This window comes from Paraburkholderia diazotrophica (genome assembly GCF_900108945.1).
Lineage (GTDB): Bacteria > Pseudomonadota > Gammaproteobacteria > Burkholderiales > Burkholderiaceae > Paraburkholderia > Paraburkholderia diazotrophica.
In genome coordinates this window covers 42,907-58,854 of sequence record NZ_FNYE01000045.1, presented here as the reverse complement: position 1 = coordinate 58,854, position 15,948 = coordinate 42,907, and the positions used below count along the sequence as shown (strand labels likewise).

18 protein-coding genes are annotated in these 15,948 nt (G+C 61.6%); 11 read left to right on the top strand and 7 right to left on the bottom strand.

Annotated elements, in window-relative coordinates:
* Window positions 1-989: SulP family inorganic anion transporter (locus BMW76_RS34465; RefSeq protein ID WP_143062395.1), on the bottom strand; the 989-nt coding region annotated here is incomplete at its 3' end.
* 75 nt (window positions 990-1,064) lie between these two features.
* Between BMW76_RS34465 and BMW76_RS34460 the strand changes: the two genes are divergently transcribed.
* Window positions 1,065-1,454, top strand: a complete 390-nt coding sequence (locus BMW76_RS34460) for an arginine deiminase family protein (RefSeq protein ID WP_407669064.1) — start codon at window positions 1,065-1,067, stop codon at window positions 1,452-1,454.
* Window positions 1,455-1,624: 170 nt separating this feature from the next.
* On the opposite strand, the gene BMW76_RS34455 is transcribed toward BMW76_RS34460, so the two are convergent.
* Window positions 1,625-2,302 carry a hypothetical protein gene (locus BMW76_RS34455; RefSeq protein ID WP_177200573.1) on the bottom strand — a complete coding sequence of 226 codons (678 nt, stop codon included), beginning with the start codon at window positions 2,300-2,302 and terminating at the stop codon, window positions 1,625-1,627.
* A gap of 655 nt (window positions 2,303-2,957) precedes the next feature.
* On the opposite strand from BMW76_RS34455, the gene BMW76_RS34450 reads away from it, so the two are divergent.
* The 8 genes from BMW76_RS34450 to BMW76_RS34415 all read left to right on the top strand — a co-directional run bounded on the left by BMW76_RS34450 (window position 2,958) and on the right by BMW76_RS34415 (window position 8,767).
* Window positions 2,958-3,293 (top strand): DUF4148 domain-containing protein, encoded by a 336-nt coding sequence (locus tag BMW76_RS34450; RefSeq protein WP_407669063.1) that lies wholly within the window; start codon window positions 2,958-2,960, stop codon window positions 3,291-3,293.
* Between the two features lie 106 nt (window positions 3,294-3,399).
* Entirely contained in the window at window positions 3,400-4,254 is an 855-nt protein-coding gene (locus BMW76_RS34445) for a YkgJ family cysteine cluster protein (protein ID WP_090873300.1), read from the top strand.
* Window positions 4,255-4,308: 54 nt separating this feature from the next.
* Window positions 4,309-5,028: a DUF1223 domain-containing protein gene (locus BMW76_RS34440; protein WP_090873299.1), complete on the top strand. Its 720-nt coding sequence runs from the start codon at window positions 4,309-4,311 to the stop codon at window positions 5,026-5,028.
* Between the two features lie 309 nt (window positions 5,029-5,337).
* Window positions 5,338-5,949: a sigma-70 family RNA polymerase sigma factor gene (locus BMW76_RS34435; RefSeq protein WP_090873306.1), complete on the top strand. Its 612-nt coding sequence runs from the start codon at window positions 5,338-5,340 to the stop codon at window positions 5,947-5,949.
* The gene (locus BMW76_RS34430; RefSeq protein ID WP_090873298.1) at window positions 5,939-6,589 is read left to right on the top strand and encodes a DUF1109 domain-containing protein; all 651 of its coding nucleotides are present in this window, start codon (window positions 5,939-5,941) and stop codon (window positions 6,587-6,589) included. The genes BMW76_RS34435 and BMW76_RS34430 overlap by 11 nt, the downstream gene beginning before the upstream one ends.
* Window positions 6,590-6,921: 332 nt before the next feature.
* A complete protein-coding gene (locus BMW76_RS34425; RefSeq protein ID WP_090873305.1) occupies window positions 6,922-7,434 on the top strand; it encodes a DoxX family protein in 513 nt (170 codons plus the stop codon).
* A 147-nt stretch (window positions 7,435-7,581) separates the two neighbouring features.
* Window positions 7,582-8,163 carry a TMEM175 family protein gene (locus tag BMW76_RS34420; RefSeq protein WP_090873304.1) on the top strand — a complete coding sequence of 194 codons (582 nt, stop codon included), beginning with the start codon at window positions 7,582-7,584 and terminating at the stop codon, window positions 8,161-8,163.
* Between the two features lie 187 nt (window positions 8,164-8,350).
* Entirely contained in the window at window positions 8,351-8,767 is a 417-nt protein-coding gene (locus BMW76_RS34415) for a VOC family protein (protein WP_090873297.1), read from the top strand.
* Window positions 8,768-8,922: 155 nt separating this feature from the next.
* Here BMW76_RS34415 and BMW76_RS34410 read toward each other — a convergent pair whose 3' ends face one another.
* The 5 genes from BMW76_RS34410 to BMW76_RS40680 all read right to left on the bottom strand — a co-directional run bounded on the left by BMW76_RS34410 (window position 8,923) and on the right by BMW76_RS40680 (window position 13,207).
* Window positions 8,923-10,686: an MOSC and FAD-binding oxidoreductase domain-containing protein gene (locus BMW76_RS34410; RefSeq protein ID WP_090873296.1), complete on the bottom strand. Its 1,764-nt coding sequence runs from the start codon at window positions 10,684-10,686 to the stop codon at window positions 8,923-8,925.
* Window positions 10,687-10,732: 46 nt separating this feature from the next.
* Window positions 10,733-11,602 (bottom strand): DUF427 domain-containing protein, encoded by an 870-nt coding sequence (locus tag BMW76_RS34405; protein WP_090873295.1) that lies wholly within the window; start codon window positions 11,600-11,602, stop codon window positions 10,733-10,735.
* A 480-nt stretch (window positions 11,603-12,082) separates the two neighbouring features.
* Complete coding sequence (locus tag BMW76_RS34400; protein ID WP_245763501.1) at window positions 12,083-12,478, bottom strand: c-type cytochrome; 396 nt, start codon at window positions 12,476-12,478, stop codon at window positions 12,083-12,085.
* 57 nt (window positions 12,479-12,535) lie between these two features.
* Window positions 12,536-12,967, bottom strand: coding sequence for a hypothetical protein (locus BMW76_RS34395; RefSeq protein ID WP_090873293.1), 432 nt, complete (start codon window positions 12,965-12,967; stop codon window positions 12,536-12,538).
* A 60-nt stretch (window positions 12,968-13,027) separates the two neighbouring features.
* Complete coding sequence (locus BMW76_RS40680) at window positions 13,028-13,207, bottom strand: hypothetical protein (protein WP_143062394.1); 180 nt, start codon at window positions 13,205-13,207, stop codon at window positions 13,028-13,030.
* Between the two features lie 519 nt (window positions 13,208-13,726).
* On the opposite strand from BMW76_RS40680, the gene BMW76_RS34390 reads away from it, so the two are divergent.
* A complete protein-coding gene (locus BMW76_RS34390; RefSeq protein WP_090873292.1) occupies window positions 13,727-14,197 on the top strand; it encodes a MaoC family dehydratase in 471 nt (156 codons plus the stop codon).
* Between the two features lie 13 nt (window positions 14,198-14,210).
* Window positions 14,211-15,947 (top strand): PHA/PHB synthase family protein, encoded by a 1,737-nt coding sequence (locus BMW76_RS34385; protein ID WP_090873291.1) that lies wholly within the window; start codon window positions 14,211-14,213, stop codon window positions 15,945-15,947.
* The last annotated feature ends 1 nt before the right edge of the window (window position 15,948 follow it).

Below are 15,948 nucleotides of genomic sequence, written 5' to 3'. Positions count from 1 at the left end.
TGCGACAGGCCGCCCGCCACGGGGTAGCCGTGAAAGAGACCCGCAGCGAGATTGGCCGCGCCTAATCCCAACAGTTCCTGACGAGGATCGATTTCATAACCGTTCTGTTGCGCAATGGCGCGCGCAGCCGACACACTTTCCACATACGACAGCAGCAGACAAGCAAACGCTAAAGGAACAATGCCATCTACGTCGCGGATGCGCAGCGCGGGAACATGAAAATCGGGCAAGCCCCGGGGCAATGCGCCAACGACCTTGAATCCCATCTCGCCCATCGGCGTCACCGAAAGCAGAATGATGGACAACACCACCACGAACAATGCGACCGGGCGACCCGGCAGAAATTTCTCGCCCAATAACAGCAGGCCAAGCGCACCAACTCCGAACGCGAGCACGACGATCTGTGTGTCGGGAAGCTGACCGGCCAGGATCACAATGCGCTCGAAGAACTGCTCGCCGCCGCCCTTGACTCCAAACAGCTTCGGCAATTGCGTCAGTGCGATGGTTAGCGCCGCGCCCGCCTTGAAACCGAGCAGTATCGTCTCGCTGATAAAGTTGACGAGGGAGCTTAGCCGGAAAATCCACGCCAGCAGGCACATGAGTGCGATCAGTATCGCGGTCAGGGCTGCAATGGAAATAAACCGCGCCGGGTCCCCGCCTGCCATTTCCGCGACGGTTACGCCGATGAGCATCGAGATTGCCGAAGTGGGCCCGATGGCCAGCTGACGCGACGAGCCGAACATCGCGTAGAACAAGCCACCAACCAGGTAGCAGTAGATACCGTACTGCGGCGGCAGCCCCGCAAGCGTCGCGTAGGCAAGCGACACAGGTATGCCATAGGCTGCCAGTGTCACGCCCGCCACAGCATCGGATGAAAGCCAACGCAGCTGATAGTTGGACAGCCATTGCACGGGTGGAAATATCGCGCGCCAGCCGGTGGCACGCACCACGCCTGGAGGATCGACGGTGGAAGCGTGTTCGTCAGCCATTTCATTCTCCTTTGGGAGGCGTGTACATGGCATGTCTCCGCGATTCTGCCCAGCATGCCCGCCCCGTTGGCCTGAATCAAGCACGGAAACTCATACCGCCGATGCGGCCGACGTCGGCTGCATTCGCGTTTCGCGAGTCGCGCTGCATCGAAGCTGAATATCCGCCGGGAGGACAAGCCGTTTCTCGACGTCGTGGGCGAGGCGCTCGGACTCCCGAAGCTGCGCGTCGTGGAGACGGGCGGCAACAGCTTCGAGGCCGGGCGCGAACAGTGGGACGACGGCAACAACCTCGTCTGCATCGAGCCCGGCGTGGTAGTCGGCTACGACCGCAACACCTGCACCAACACGCTGCTGCGCAAGGCGGGCATGGAGGTGATCACGATCACCGCGAGCGAACTGGGCCGAGGCCGGGGAGGCGGGCATTGCATGACGTGCCCTATTGCTCGTGATCCCATCGACTATTGATTCATGCGTCCACGGTCGGCAATGCATCGACGTTGAGTAACTCACACGCCTGCATTCTTCGATCCGCTAATCAGAACTTCAAACGTCTCGTTTAATCATTCAAAGAGTCCCAAAGCGCTGCGTCAACGACCCAATTGCCAACTCGCTCACAGTGCCAGCAGCGTGTCCGATCACACCCCATCCGGGGACGTTTGACTGGTCGGCAGTGGGCTGGCGCTCACGGGCGTGCTCCGCGGCGCGGCGCGCTCCTGCATCAGCTTTAGCCGGTTTTCGCGCGCGGCGATGAGTTCGTCCAGCTCGCGCTCAAGATCCGCGTCGGCGGCGCCAGGATTCCACTGTGCGGCGCCATGCTTTCTTCGAGTCAGGCGCGCTAACCCGAGCGCCCGTTTTGCCAGCTTCGCGCACTCGAATGCCACGTCATCACAAACGTCAGGGACAGGCGCGTATTCCCCCATCGAGCCGACATACTCACACGCGTAGTGAACTGTCGCCGGGAAGTCGCGCAGCACGGACGTGATCCTGTGCTTCAACCATTTCCATTCGACCGTGGGATATGTGAATCCGGGCACATGCACGCCATTCACCGACAGAACGCTGTTCGTGCTGACCGCGTCTTTCAATGCCCAGTCCGCCCTGTGCATCATCGCGCGACACGTGCGCGCGTATTTCTCCAGCGAGAGCGCGACCTCCAGTGCAGCGTCCCGCCGTTCGCGACGATGATCGCGCCCGTCCCTGCATGCGTTCCAGCCGATCGCCACGATCGAGCTGATAACACTTGAGGGAAGGGCGATCCTGAGCGCACCCTGCCAGTCGAACTGCCTCACCACGTCAAACCATACCGGTGTCATGTCCTTTACTCTCCGACGCGTGCGCCATCTGCCTGGTTCGCATCCGTTTTGCCGAAGGATTGTAAGAGAAGCGCGGCCGGCAAAGGTTGTGAAAAAGCCGCACATGCGCGCACAGGGCGCTTGCCGAAAAGGCTCACCGCGCCTTGTTCCCTTCCTATGACCGCAACAGACGGCAATTCGGTTATGCACCGCCGCAGCACCTCTCTCCGCGCTGATACAAACGTCGATCGCGTGCCGTCAATTCCCGGCGCGCCCCAGAGCAGCGATGGGTGTTGTGCCGCGTCACGATCACGCCTGTGCTGGCCCCAGATCGGATTCCACTTGTCACTACGGGCGGCGAACCTTGTGCGCGGCGATCAGGCTTCAAATGTAGGTCACCATCGCCCGGTCCTTCGGCATGATGTAACCATCGCTTCGATCACCCCGATCTACTCTTTGCAACCGCAACGAAGCACGACGCAAACGGATGCGTCTGACGTTCGCCGGTACGCCGCGCTGCGCGTGCAGCGCATTGGGACATGCGCGCCTGATCGAACCAAAGGTCAACGCAACGCACCACAGGCGGGCGTTGATTCGTGACGCCGCGCATGTCGCTCCAACAATCATTTGCAAGGAGGACAGGACCATGCGAGTTCGCAAGTTCGTCGGTATCGTGATGCTTTCGTTTGCTTCAGCCGCTTACGTGGGCGCTGCGCATGCTCAGGGATTGACGCGCGAACAGGTGCGGCAACAGTTGATCGAGGCGCAGCAGAACGGCTTGTCGTTCGTGACTGACGCGTCGTATCCGGACGTGAGCCCCGTCTATCAGCAGCAGGTCGACCAGATGCGCGCGAAACATGCACACGACAGCGGCATTGGCGCGCAGGCGAGCGGCAGCGCGGAATCCGGCGCTTCGAAACGTGCCCCGGAGACGCCGATGCAGACTCCTCCCGCGTCGCATGACGACTGTGTGGGACCCGTCAGCTTCTGCGACATCTACTTCGGCAGCTGACCACGATGGCCTCCCATCACGGCCTATCGACTATTGAGTTGTAACCGTTGTCGTGCGGCCAGCGAATTAACTTGAACCATCACTCTGCCGCGCGCTAATCCGCGAAATGTCCGTTCACTTTTCATGCACGATGTGCGGCCGATGCTGCCATGACCTGCGCCTGCCACTCGCCGTCGATGAGGCGCTCGCCTGGATTGCGCGCGGCGGCGACCTGCAGCTGTTTTGCGATGCGATCGCCTGGCCGCAAGAACCGCCCAAAAGCGACGCGCTCGCGCAGCACCGGCGCCACCGCTCCTTCGCGGCGCATAGCGGCGTGCTGCCCGTGCGCGTGGCGGTGACGCTGGTCGCGGCATTCGCGGGACCGTGTCCCCATCTGCGCGCGGACATGGCCTGCGGCGCGTACGATCAGCGTCCGCGGGTCTGCCGGATCTACCCTGCGGAAATCAATCCTTTCGTGCCGCTCGATCCCGCTGTGAAGGCCTGCCCTTCCGATGCGTGGTCCAGCACGCATCCGTTGTTGATGCGCGCGGGCCAGCTCGTCGATCCCGACACCGCTGCACTGATCGCGCAATCGCGTGAAGTGGATCGGCGCGACCGCGTCGCCAAGGCGTACCTGTGCATGCTGCTCGGCTACGACACGGCTGCCCTCGCCAACGAAGGCTTCGCTGTCTATGCACCGCGGCGCATGCGCCTGCAGGCTGCGTTGCGGGCGGCGCAACAGGCAAGCGCGCACGTCGACGATCCCGAGCCGCGTTCACCGCATCCGTGGCGCGTCGTCACGAATCGTTCGACGACGCTTGCCACGCTGCGCTCGATCGGCGCGACGGCCAGTACGGCCAACACGGCCGCCGAAGCGCCACACGCCGCGCACGCACCGACGTACCTCGGCTTCTTCGCCGACGACACCGCCAACGGCGACGGGCGCGAACCACCTGACGCGCCGGGAACGGATCATCTGTAACCCGAACGCGCCGGCAATCGAACTAACGATACTGTCGTCATCAGGAGTCAGCACATGTCCGCCCGTTTTCTCGCCGTCATCTGCACCGGGGCCGCAGCGCTGCTCGCATCGCATGCCTTCGCCGCCGAGCCGCGTCCCGTCGTCGTCGAACTGTTCACGTCGCAGGGCTGTTCATCGTGCCCGCCCGCCGACCGCTTTCTGTCTGAACTGAGCGACACGCGCACCGACGTGTTGCCGCTGGCATTTCACGTCACCTACTGGAACCAGCTCGGCTGGAAAGATCCGTTTTCGTTCGAAGCCGTCGATGCGCGCCAGGCGCAGTACGTCAAGCGGTTCCGCGACTTTGCGTACACGCCGGAAATGGTGATCGACGGCAAGGCCGAAGTGGTCGGCTCGAATCGCAGCGCAGCCAGCTCTGCCATCGACGATGCGAAGTCGACGGGCGTCACAGTCGCGACAGTCAGCGCTGCTCGCGAAGGCGGCGGCGTATCGGTGACGATCGGCCCTGGGCGAGGACGCGCACGCGTACTGCTGGTCGGCTACGACGCGCGCCACGTCACGCCGATCGGACTCGGCGAGAACGCGGGCCGGACGCTCACTGAGTCGAACATCGTGCGCAGCTTCGCGCCGATCGGCCAGTGGTCCGGCGCGCCGCTCACGCTGCATGCGAACGCCGTTACGGGTGAACACATGGCGGTACTGCTCGAAGCGTCCGATGGCGCGATCGTCGGCGCGGCGCGCGTCGTCGATGGACAGCGAGCGCCTGCGCGTTGAGCGATCGGGTTCGGTCAGATCGACCGATTCCATAACGATCGCTGGCGACTTTTCCTGATCGCGCATTTATCAGGCGATGCGTGTAACCACGGCGCGCGTTAGGCCGATCTATTTATTAATCGTCCTCGCGCGAGGCGCAGTCCGAATCATCTCGGGGCCGCGCGTCATCCGATTTCACCACGTCACTACCATGCGCCGTCCAGCTTCGCTTTTCATTACCGTCCATGCGCCATCCGCGACATCGCGCTTTCATGCACTGACGCTGTTTTCCGCCCGTGCACGGCTCGCGCGATGACGACGCTCGCGACAATGGCATCCCTCCCGGACGACAGCAGCCGAACCGCGCGCGGCCGCGAAAGCGCCGCCGTGTCGGACGCCGAGCGCCAATTCACCGTACTCCTCGAAGCGTCGATTGCCGGCGACAAGCGCGCGTACTGCCGCTTTCTCCGCGAATTGGCAAGGCACCTGCGCATCCGTCTGCGCAAACATCTTTGGCAGCAGGATGCCGACGTCGAGGATCTGGTGCAGGAAGTACTCATCGCCGTGCACAAGGGGCTCGACACCTTCCGACCCGATGTGCCGCTCACCGCATGGATCAGCGCAATCGTGCGCTACAAGCTGGCAGATCACTTTCGCGCGACCGCGCGCCGTGGCGAGCTGTTCGAGCCGCTCGACGACGATGTCGACGCAATCGGTGCATCGCCGATCGACTCGTTCGAAGCACGCCGCGACCTCACACGCATGCTGGCGACGTTGCCCGCAGGTCAGAGAGAACCGATCGAGCAGACGAAGATATGGGGACATTCCGTCGCCGAAACAGCGGCCACGACAGGACTCACCGAATCAGCCGTGAAGGTGGGCGTGCATCGCGGGCTGAAAGCGCTCGCTGCGAAAATCAGGGGAAAAACCGATGAAGACTGAGGAGCTCATCGTCATGCTTGCGGATGGGCCGCGCGCGCCGTCGAGATCGGCGGTGGCGTGCAGGCTCGGCGGCGGCGTCGCGTTCAGCGTCGTTGCGGCGCTGCTGATGCTCGCGTTCGTGGTGCCTGGCGGCATACCCGTTCAAGCGCTGATCGCACGTCTCGCGTTGACCACGTTCTGGCTGAAGGTCGCACTTCCGCTGTCGATCACCATCGCCGCCGTATGCGTGGCGTCACGGCTTTCGCAGCCCGGCGTGCGCGTGGGGCGCGCATGGCACGCGCTGCTCGCGCCGTTCGTCGTCGTATGGCTCGTCGCGCTGGCGACGCTGCTCGCCGCGTCCGCCGATTCGCGCAGCGCGCTGATCCTCGGGCATACATGGCGCACGTGCTCGCTGAACATCGCGCTGCTGTCCATTCCTGCGCTTTTCACGCTGCTGCGAGCGATGCGCAGACTGGCGCCGACACGCCCCGCGCTCGCCGGCGCAGCGACGGGATTGCTGGCCGGCGCGATCGGCGCTCTCACGTACTGCCTGCGTTGTCCGGAAATGGAGGCGCCGTTCTGGGCGACGTGGTATCTGCTCGGTATGGCGGCACCGACACTGGCTGGCGCGTTGCTCGGCCGTCGGCTGATGCGGTGGTGAGCGATTGCGAGCACGCGTGAATCCTTGATCGAGAATCCGGAACAGTCGATTACGCCGACGCCACTACATCCGTGATCACCTGGCAGGCGTGTGATCGGCCAGGCACTCGCATTCCGTCAGCGGCGCGATGTGCGTGCGTCAGCTCATCGAGTCTGCAGCTGCGCTTTCCGGCTTGGTGCGCCGTTCGTCGTCGTTCATGGAAACGTCTGTCCCGCTGTAACCGCATTCGATATCGCGTCGATCTATTGAGTGGGCGTCGGAGATCGACGCCCACCCTACGCACAACCCACAGCGAAGTGCGCCGCTTTCCCCACAGCTATCCACGTCTGCTCATGAACAGCCTCCGCTCCCTTCTCATCGTTTTCGATCCGTCATGGCTTGCCGCACGCTTGACCCGCTATTCGCCGCTACCGATCCGCTTCATCGTCGGTTATGGCTTCATGGCGCATGGATACGCGAAAATCATCAAGCATCCTGAGAACTTCGCCGCCATCCTGCATGCGCTCGGCGTGCCCGCGCCGCATTTGATGGCATGGGTGACTATCGTCGTCGAACTGCTCGGCGGCTTTGCGATCCTGATCGGCGCATTTGTGCCGCTCGTCGTGGTGCCGATGATCGTGGTGCTGCTCGTCGCCACCTTCACGGTGCATCTGCAATACGGATTCACGTCGATCAAACTGATGTCCGTCCTGAATGGAGTTCCGCAGTTCGGGCCACCCGGATACGAGACCGACGCGCTGTATGTCGCCGGGCTAATCGCCCTGCTCTTTAGCGGCGCGGGACCGCTTGCGGTCGATGCAATACTCGAGTCGCTGTACGCCCGGGTCGCGACGCGTTCGCTCTAACAACATAATGGAAGTGGTGCTCAAAGGATCGTGTGGCCAAGCCGGAGAAAGTCGCCACAGACAATGTGGCGCTACTTCCGCAACGAGCCGGGCGAGCGCGATGATCCAGTGACGAAGGATGGAAGGCCACGAAAGAAGGAGCTCGCCATGGAAGAAAAAAAGCTGACCGCGGATCGACTGATTGCATTTTCAGACGCAGTCTTCGCGGTGATCGTGACGATCATGGTCCTGGAACTCAAGGCACCGGAGCAGCCGGAATTCTCCGCACTCTTGCCGCTGTGGCCCTGGGCTATCAGCTATGTGTTGAGCTATCTGTTTATCGCCATTATCTGGATCAACCACCATCACCTTATGCGGTTCGTCGGTCGTGCGACGCTGCGACTGATATGGATCAACTTCATTCATCTGTTCATGGTTTCGCTGCTGCCCTTTGCAACCGAATGGATTGCGCGCACCAGGCTCGCGTCGATTCCCGTCGTGTTTTACGCGGGGCTGTTCGTGTGCATCGATATTGCCTATAACCTCTTTGAGCGCGAAGTATTGGCCCGCACGGATGCCGCACTGGTATCCGCCCGCATGCGACGCATGGCGAGGCGCCGGTCAGTCGCTGTCCTTGCGGGCTTCACGATTGCCATGCTGGTTGCGCTCGTCGCGCCGCGCGTCAGTTTCGCGCTGATATGCGCGGCCCTGATCCTTCATCTGCGGCCAGATATCTCCAACAGTCGATGACGTCCGCCATGGATGCAGCGAAGTTGTGCAGTGAAACCCGGATATCTTCGAGATGTCCATGCTTGAGAAGGACGCCCGACGAACGTTCACGAGCGATACGCGGCTGTCGCTGAACGTCGCGCCAACTGTCGCGAGTGTTGCCGCAACCGATCATCGATGACGCTCGCAATACCCGGCTGGAGGTGTGATGCTTGCTCTCGAAGTAGTTCAGCTGCCCGTCGCCGACGTCGACCGCGCGCTCGCCTTTTACACCGGGCAGGTCGGCTTCGCGCTGGACGTCGACTACCATCCCGCTGCGGGGTTCAGGATCGTTCAGCTTACCCCGCCCGGGTCGGCATGTTCGGTGCAACTGGTCATCGCTGGCACGCCTGACCGGGTGCGCAACCTGTATCTCGTTACGACCGATCTCGAGGCCGAGCGTGAGAGATTGATCGGCCGCGGGGTCGCCGTCGGAGATGTCCGGCACAAGGACCCCGTCGAAAGCTGGACTGGGGGATGGAGCGCGGGGCTCGATCCGCAACGTCGCGACTATGCGAGCTTTGCCGACTTCGCCGACCCGGACGGCAACTCCTGGACTCTGCAAGAACGCGGTCACCGCGCGTGATGATTGGACGCATCAAAACGACGGGAATTCGCCAGCCTTAGCCGGTGACGTGGAACGAACGGATACAGAAGCGGCTCTTTCCGTGCCACATGCCAGGCGGCGGGGCTCAGAAGCGGGCTCAGAAGCGGGCTCAGAAGCGGGGCTCAGAAGCGGGCTCAGATATCGATCACCACGTCATCCCGTGGCCGCGCGCAGCAGATCAGGAGATTTCCCTTTGCAGCCGGGTCGAGCGGATCAGGCTCGTAAGAAACGGACCCTGAGATCAATCCGCTCTCGCAGTTGTGACAGACGCCAGTGCGACACGACCAGCGCACGGGCACATCGCACGCTTCGGCCAGTTCGAGAATGCTCTGGTAGGCCGATGCGTTCCAGTGTGCGGCAATGCCACTGCGCGCGAACGACACGAGCGGGCCCGTGTCGGCCTCGTCTTTCGGCAAATGCGGAGCGCGCGTCGGTGCACCGACAATACCTGGATTCAACGACTCACCGCCGTTGAAGATTTCGACGTGAACCCGTTCTGGCGCTATGCCCAAGGTCGCAAGCGCCTGTTTCATCTCTGCCATGAAGCCGGTCGGCCCGCAAAGATAGACATCCGCCCCCGAAGGGATGGCCGCTTGCTCCATGACGGGATATGACAGATGACCGACGGCATCGAAATCCGCGCCCATCCGGTCGCGCGAACCCGGCCTGCTGTAGCAGACATAGCTGCGGCCGTGTGCAAGCGCGAGCACGAGTCGGCGGGCTTCGGCGGCGAATGGATGGTGCTGTCCGTCGCGCGCCGCGTGGAGCCACAACACCTGACGCATCGAGCGCGCCGCCGACAACTCATGCAGCATCGCCAGAACGGGCGTCACGCCGATGCCCGCGCTGAGCAGCACCACCGGCCCGTCCCCCTGTTGCAGAACGAAGCTTCCACGCGGCGAGCTGACATCGAGAACGTCGCCCACATGGACATGCTCACGCAGGTAATGTCCCGCCGCCCCGTTCGGCTCGATCTTCACACTGATCCGATAGCTTTCCGTCGAGACGGCACCCGAAAGCGAGTAGCTACGGAAAAGTGCAGAACCGCCGACCGTCGGCTGAAGCCGCAGCACCACGTACTGACCGGGCAGCGCCCGTTGCAGCGGCTGACCATCCGCGCTTCGCAGCGTCAGCGAGAGGACGTCAGCGGACTCGGGCTCGATCGCCGTCACCGTAAGCGGTTGAAATCCCGCAGCAGCGGGATATGCAGCCGCTGCGGGCGCGAGCCCCGCATTTCCGCTTGCCTCGCCAGCCCCATGGCTCTGCAATAGCGCTTCGAATGACCAGCGCCAACCGGGCGAAAGCGCCTCGATCCGCAACGCGCGCTCCAGCTGATCGCGCGGATGAGCGGACGAATACAGGAGCGAATTGATCTCCGCAACGGTCATTCGCTCGCTTGCCTCACCCACTTTGACGATCTCGTCTCCGGCGCCAACCTCGCCTTCCTGCAGGACGCGAAGATAGAAACCCGGTCGTCCGCTCGATGTCAGCAGAGCCGGCATACGAGGCTCGTTCGTGCGGATGCCGACGCGATAGCAGGTGACGCGAGGCTGCGTGACCTCGAACAGCGCGTCGCCGATCCGATAGCGGTCGCCAATGCACACGACAGCGTCGGGCAGTCCTTCGATCGTGAAGTTCTCGCCGAACTGTCCGTAGACAAAGTCGGTCCTTTTCAGCTGCTCCTGCCAGTAGCGATGTGATTCGATCTGATAGACGAAGACGGCGCGCTGTTCCCCGCCGTGCCCGGCCAGATCGCCTTGGCCGTCGCCGTCAAGATTCAATCGCCTGGCCCAACAGCGGCCGCGCACCGGGTTCTTCCAGATTCCCGTGTGCACGGTGCGTCCTTTCCACTCGACGTCGCGTGGAAGCCCTACGTTCACCGAAAGCAGTCTAGGCATGTTTGTTCTCCGCAACGGCGCGAACTCGCCGCCGGATGTCGGCTTATCACCGCTTGCGGTCCGGGAGTACTTCTTCGACGGTGAGTTCGCGGTCGGGGCCGTGAGGGATCACGGACTGGCCCGGTTCGAGACGGAGTTGGGTGCCGTCGAGATAGACAGAGACGATGTCCGGCTCGAACGACACCATGTTGGAGATTCGCTCGACCTCAGGATAGGTCTCGGGATAGAACCAGGCCGCCATACGTGCGTCACCAATGTCGTAATAGCTGCAAATCCCCTTGTAGGGACAGAAGGTCTGGTTCTTCGCAAGCGTGAGCGCGGATTCGTTGATGTCGTCGCGAGGAACGTACCAGCGCGGCGCAAAGCCTGATTCATAGAGAACGAGTGGCCGCGTGGTATCGGCGACGACGCGATCGCCGTGGCTCACGACAAGCTTGCGGGACGTTTGACGAATGTCGATGCGATGGTAGGGATCGGCGGCATGACCGATGATCCGCTCGTCTTCCTCGTAGAACGCGTCCATCGCGCGCCACGCGAACGCAACGCGCGCGTGCAACTCGCTCGCGTATGCGGGCAGGTCTGTATGCTGCCAGGCCCCTCGTTGCGCAGCCTGCTCGCCCGAGTGAACGACATACCACGATGTAGTCCCGAGATCGGCGTGCCGGGTGGTGTGTTCGATGCGTTCGAGCGTACCTGGCACGATATCGCTCTCGGGAAAGTAGGCGACGGGATAGCGGCCCGGTTCGAAGAGGAGGATGACGTGCTCGCTATCCGCGATCCAGGCGCCACCGAAACGCACGCGCATTCGCCGGCGCAGCGGCTCCGCATATAGCAGTCTGCCGGGTAGCGATTCGGGTACGAGAAAGCGGCCGATTGCTCCCGAGGAAAGCGGACCCTGTTGCCACGACAATCCCATTTCAGTTCTCCTTGCTTCAGCGTCGACAAGCGTGCCGCGCGTCATGAACCTGACGGTTCCTACAGGGTTCAGGCCGATACCTCTATCCGCGCGATGACAGGAACTGGTCTGAGTATTCGCGGAAGCTGTTTCCTCCGCGAATAGCTGGTTATGACGCTCGCACGCTTTACTAAGCTAATGCTAGTTCAAACCCCGGCCGCCAAAAAATGGACTGACTCGTGCTATGAGCTTCGATAGCTAATTCGCCGAAACCTTCTGGAATCGCGTACTTCGCGCTCGTGAACACGTATCGCGTGAACCAAATATTTCACGCATCGCTTCGTGGCCACACGGATCGACGCTAACGCATTGAACGCGTACCCGATCTACCGCGAAGCTATTTGCCGCATAACGGGCGTCCCCCGACGAGATAACCGCGAATCGGGTTCTTGAACCGCACGTAACGTACTCCTGCATCGTCAGCAGCCGGCCCCGTTCTGACTAACGCTGCGCAGGCCGCGGGTCGGCGGAAATGGTGCCGTCGGCACGGCCGAGAAAGTATCGGTAAATGTCGTCGATGTGCCCAGCGATCGACGGGTTGTCGCGATATGCGGGCATTCCGCGAGATGGCTCACCGTCAAGGACCATCCGGACAAACATCTCACGGCTCTGCGTTCGCGCGTACTCGACAATCGAGGGTGCCGCCAGCCCCTGATAGTCCTTGCCATGACAGCGAGCGCAGTCGACGGCGCGCAGGGTACGCCAGGTGCTGACGATGGCATCATCGGTCAGCCGGGAACCGGTACGCCCGGTGTCCGCATCAGCCCGGATCGGCATTGCAACGGCAATCACGCCTACGACGGCAACCGCGCAGCACCTTCGCACGATCGCCGACAATGCCGACGCTCTTCGACAGTGCCGCGCGGCGAGCGTACGTTCGGAATGCGTACGCATTCAATGGAAAGTCGTCGTAGACGACTGCAGCTTCGTCAACACGCCGCCTTTGAACCGGAACCAGCCCTGCGAGCCTTGCATCACGACTTCATCGCCTTGCCAGAACACGCGCTTGACCGTCATGCGCTTACCCGAGCGCTGCACAAGTGGCGGATGGCGGCGAAAGTCGTATAGCACGGGGCCGGAATCAGTCTGCACAAGCATGCGCGTGACGGTGTGATTTCCGTTACCGACTTCATCGAAATGCGTGAGCGCGTTTGCGCCGAAGCGATCGAAAATTGCCTTGTCGAGCATCCCGACGAAATCGCGGTCGATGCGCACGAATTGCAGTTCGCCCGAGGGCGTGACGAGCGGGCCGGGCGCGTTGCTTTGCGCGCGAACGCAAGTCACGAAACACGTAGCTGCGAGCGCAGCGAGGAACAGTCGTCTCATGTTTTCCTTTAAATTGAGCCGCGTCCCCGATAACGCCCGTTGTTCAATCGACGCTGCGGTTCAGTCGAGGCCGGCGAATGGCCCGTGCGAATCCATCCAGTCATAGTGTTCCGTTGTACCCGTCCACGCCCAGTTTGCACGCGAATGTGTCGGCGCACCATTGTTGCCCGCTTCATCGACACGCTGTTGCTCGCTGCGCTCCAGTTCAGTGTTGTCCATCTTTCCAGGTTCGTGGTTCATCGATATCTCCCATTAGTGATCTGATGTCCGTTGCTGCCAATGCATGCGAATGCCATGTCAGCAATTACCGGGCCACTTCAATGAGAGCCCTGCTAGATAACTGATCTAAAAGGCTTTTCTCTGAAGCCGCGCATTTCCAGTCGTTTCAGAATTGCATCCATGAATTTCAGTTTTGACCGATCGTTCGATTGCACTGACTTCCTTTTTTGAATCTTCATATCCATGTGCCAAATCATCCGGATTCCGATGCATTGCGGCGACTCGCGACGCGCTGATCGTGCGATGCATACTCGCCATAACGCATGTGAAATGGCCCCTAACGCAAAGAGAGACCGTCTCTTGCCGCCAAGACCAGGATGGCATGTTTTGTCACTACATCGGCAGCTTTGGACATTGGAAGAAAGCCTTCCGGCAGTACGATTTAGCCCTGAGATACAGGCCGAATCAGCGGTCGCTGCATGACCACGGCGTAACACGACTTTGAAGCGGCTGTACGCCAACCCAGCAAACGGAAGAACCATGAACGAGCTTAACGGATACGACTTCGAAGACCTGCAACCGGGCATGAGCGCGACCTTCGCCAAGACCATCACGGAAGCGGACATTCTGATGTTCGCTGGCGCATCGGGCGACATCAACGCAATGCACATCAACGAGCAGTTCGCACAAACGACGCCCTTCAAAGGGCGCATTGCGCACGGCATGCTGACGGCGAGCATCATCTCCGCGACGATTGCGGGCCGCCTGCCCGGACCAGGCACGATCTACCTGGGACAAAACCTGCGCTTCAAGGCGCCCGTTCGCCCCGGCGATACGGTTCAGGCCGAGGTGACCATCAAGGAACTGCTGCACGAAAAGCGCCGCGTCGTATTGTCCACGGTTTGCACGGTTGGCAGTAAAGTCGTGATCGAAGGCGACGCGATCGTCATGCCGACTTCGCGCGGCGATCGGGTCAAAGATAGCGCGGTTTCCGCTGCAATCAACGCATGACAGCAGGTCTGATATGAGAATGCCATTCAGCATGCCGGACGAGTTCGCGATGGGCTGGCTCAAGGCGGGATTCAATTTCTGGCAGTCATTGCCCGTCACCAACGTACATGACATGACGGTGCTCGACGCCAACGGCAAGGACATCTACCCCGTTTCATCCGGTGCGCGCAACATCGTGATGCAGGCGAGCGCCAACTACTGGCAACGGCAGACGGAGTTATGGGGCAGCGCGTTTGCGGGCGTGATCGGCGCGCGGCCGAAGTCAGTGGCCGAGCCCGAGCGCGGCGACCGGCGTTTTCACGCGGAAGACTGGTCGAGCAATGCCTGGTACAACCTTCTGAAACAGAGCTACCTGCTCAACGCCAGAATGCTCGAAGAGCTGGTCGAGGCAAGCACACTCGATGAAAAAGAAAAGCACAAGCTGCGTTTCTTCGCGCGTCAGTTCATCGACCTCACCAGCCCCGCGAACTTCGCGGCAACGAACCCCGAGGTCATCCGGCAAGCGGTCGAATCGAAGGGATCGAGTCTGCTTTCGGGCTTCACACATCTGCTCGAAGATCTGAAGCAAGGCACGATTTCGATCACCGATCAGAGCGCGTTCGAAGTGGGCCGCAGCGTTGCCGTATCGGAAGGATCGGTGGTCTATGAAAACGATCTGTTCCAGTTGATCCAGTACGCGCCGCTCACGCCGACAGTCGCGCAACGTCCGCTGCTGATCGTGCCGCCGTGCATCAACAAGTTCTACATCCTCGACCTTCAGCCGGAAAACTCGTTCGTGCGCTTTGCGTGCGAACAGGGCCTCACGGTTTTTCTCGTGTCCTGGCGCAATCCGCAACAGGACATGGCGCAGACGGAGTGGGACACGTATCTCGAACAGGGTGTGATGAAGGCGATCGACGTCGCGCGCACGATCAGCCGCGCCGACAAGGTCAATGCATTGGGATGGTGTGTCGGCGGCACGATGCTGTCGTCGGCGCTTGCCGTGATGCGCGCGAACGGCGACGAGTCGGTGGCGAGCGTCACGCTGTTGACGGCGTTGCTCGACTTCAGCGAGCCGGGCGATCTGGGCGTGTTCATCGACGAGATGGGCGTGTCGATGCGCGAGCAGACGATCGGACGCGGCGGCCTCTACCCCGGCCGCGAGCTCGGCTTTGTCTTCCAGACGCTGCGCGCCAACGATCTGATCTGGCCGTACGTCGTGAACAACTACCTGAAGGGCAAAACGCCGGCTGCATTCGATCTGCTGTACTGGAACGCGGACACGACCAATCTGCCCGGGCCGATGTATAGCTGGTATCTGCGCAACATGTATCTGGAGAACAATCTGCGCGTGCCGAAGAAGCTCACGATGTGCGGCACGCCTGTCGACCTTGGGCGCATCGACATGCCGAGCTATCTGCTCGCGACGGAAGAAGATCACATCGTTCCATGGCAATCCGCGTATCGCTCGACGCAACTGCTGGGCGGCGAAACGGAGTTCGTGCTTGGCGCAAGCGGTCATATTGCGGGCGTGATCAATCCGGCGTCGAAGAACAAGCGCAGCTATTGGACGAACGATGAGTCCGGCAGCAATGCCGACGAGTGGCTCGCATCGGCGAAAAAGCAGCCGGGCAGCTGGTGGAATCACTGGATCGAGTGGGTCAAGCGGCATGCCGGCGAGCAGGTGAAAGCGCGTACGACACCCGGCAACGCAAAGTACAAGCCGATCGAGGCCGCACCTGGCCGGTATGTGAAAGTACGTGCCGACTAAT

Coding starts and splice junctions, on each gene's coding strand:
- BMW76_RS34455 (WP_177200573.1), bottom strand. CDS start 2,302: ATGACACCGGTATGGTTTGACGTGGTGAGGCAGTTCGACTGGCAGGGT.
- BMW76_RS34450 (WP_407669063.1), top strand. CDS start 2,958: ATGCTTTCGTTTGCTTCAGCCGCTTACGTGGGCGCTGCGCATGCTCAG.
- BMW76_RS34445 (WP_090873300.1), top strand. CDS start 3,400: ATGTCCGTTCACTTTTCATGCACGATGTGCGGCCGATGCTGCCATGAC.
- BMW76_RS34440 (WP_090873299.1), top strand. CDS start 4,309: ATGTCCGCCCGTTTTCTCGCCGTCATCTGCACCGGGGCCGCAGCGCTG.
- BMW76_RS34435 (WP_090873306.1), top strand. CDS start 5,338: ATGGCATCCCTCCCGGACGACAGCAGCCGAACCGCGCGCGGCCGCGAA.
- BMW76_RS34430 (WP_090873298.1), top strand. CDS start 5,939: ATGAAGACTGAGGAGCTCATCGTCATGCTTGCGGATGGGCCGCGCGCG.
- BMW76_RS34425 (WP_090873305.1), top strand. CDS start 6,922: ATGAACAGCCTCCGCTCCCTTCTCATCGTTTTCGATCCGTCATGGCTT.
- BMW76_RS34420 (WP_090873304.1), top strand. CDS start 7,582: ATGGAAGAAAAAAAGCTGACCGCGGATCGACTGATTGCATTTTCAGAC.
- BMW76_RS34415 (WP_090873297.1), top strand. CDS start 8,351: ATGCTTGCTCTCGAAGTAGTTCAGCTGCCCGTCGCCGACGTCGACCGC.
- BMW76_RS34410 (WP_090873296.1), bottom strand. CDS start 10,686: ATGCCTAGACTGCTTTCGGTGAACGTAGGGCTTCCACGCGACGTCGAG.
- BMW76_RS34405 (WP_090873295.1), bottom strand. CDS start 11,602: ATGGGATTGTCGTGGCAACAGGGTCCGCTTTCCTCGGGAGCAATCGGC.
- BMW76_RS34395 (WP_090873293.1), bottom strand. CDS start 12,967: ATGAGACGACTGTTCCTCGCTGCGCTCGCAGCTACGTGTTTCGTGACT.
- BMW76_RS40680 (WP_143062394.1), bottom strand. CDS start 13,207: ATGAACCACGAACCTGGAAAGATGGACAACACTGAACTGGAGCGCAGC.
- BMW76_RS34390 (WP_090873292.1), top strand. CDS start 13,727: ATGAACGAGCTTAACGGATACGACTTCGAAGACCTGCAACCGGGCATG.
- BMW76_RS34385 (WP_090873291.1), top strand. CDS start 14,211: ATGAGAATGCCATTCAGCATGCCGGACGAGTTCGCGATGGGCTGGCTC.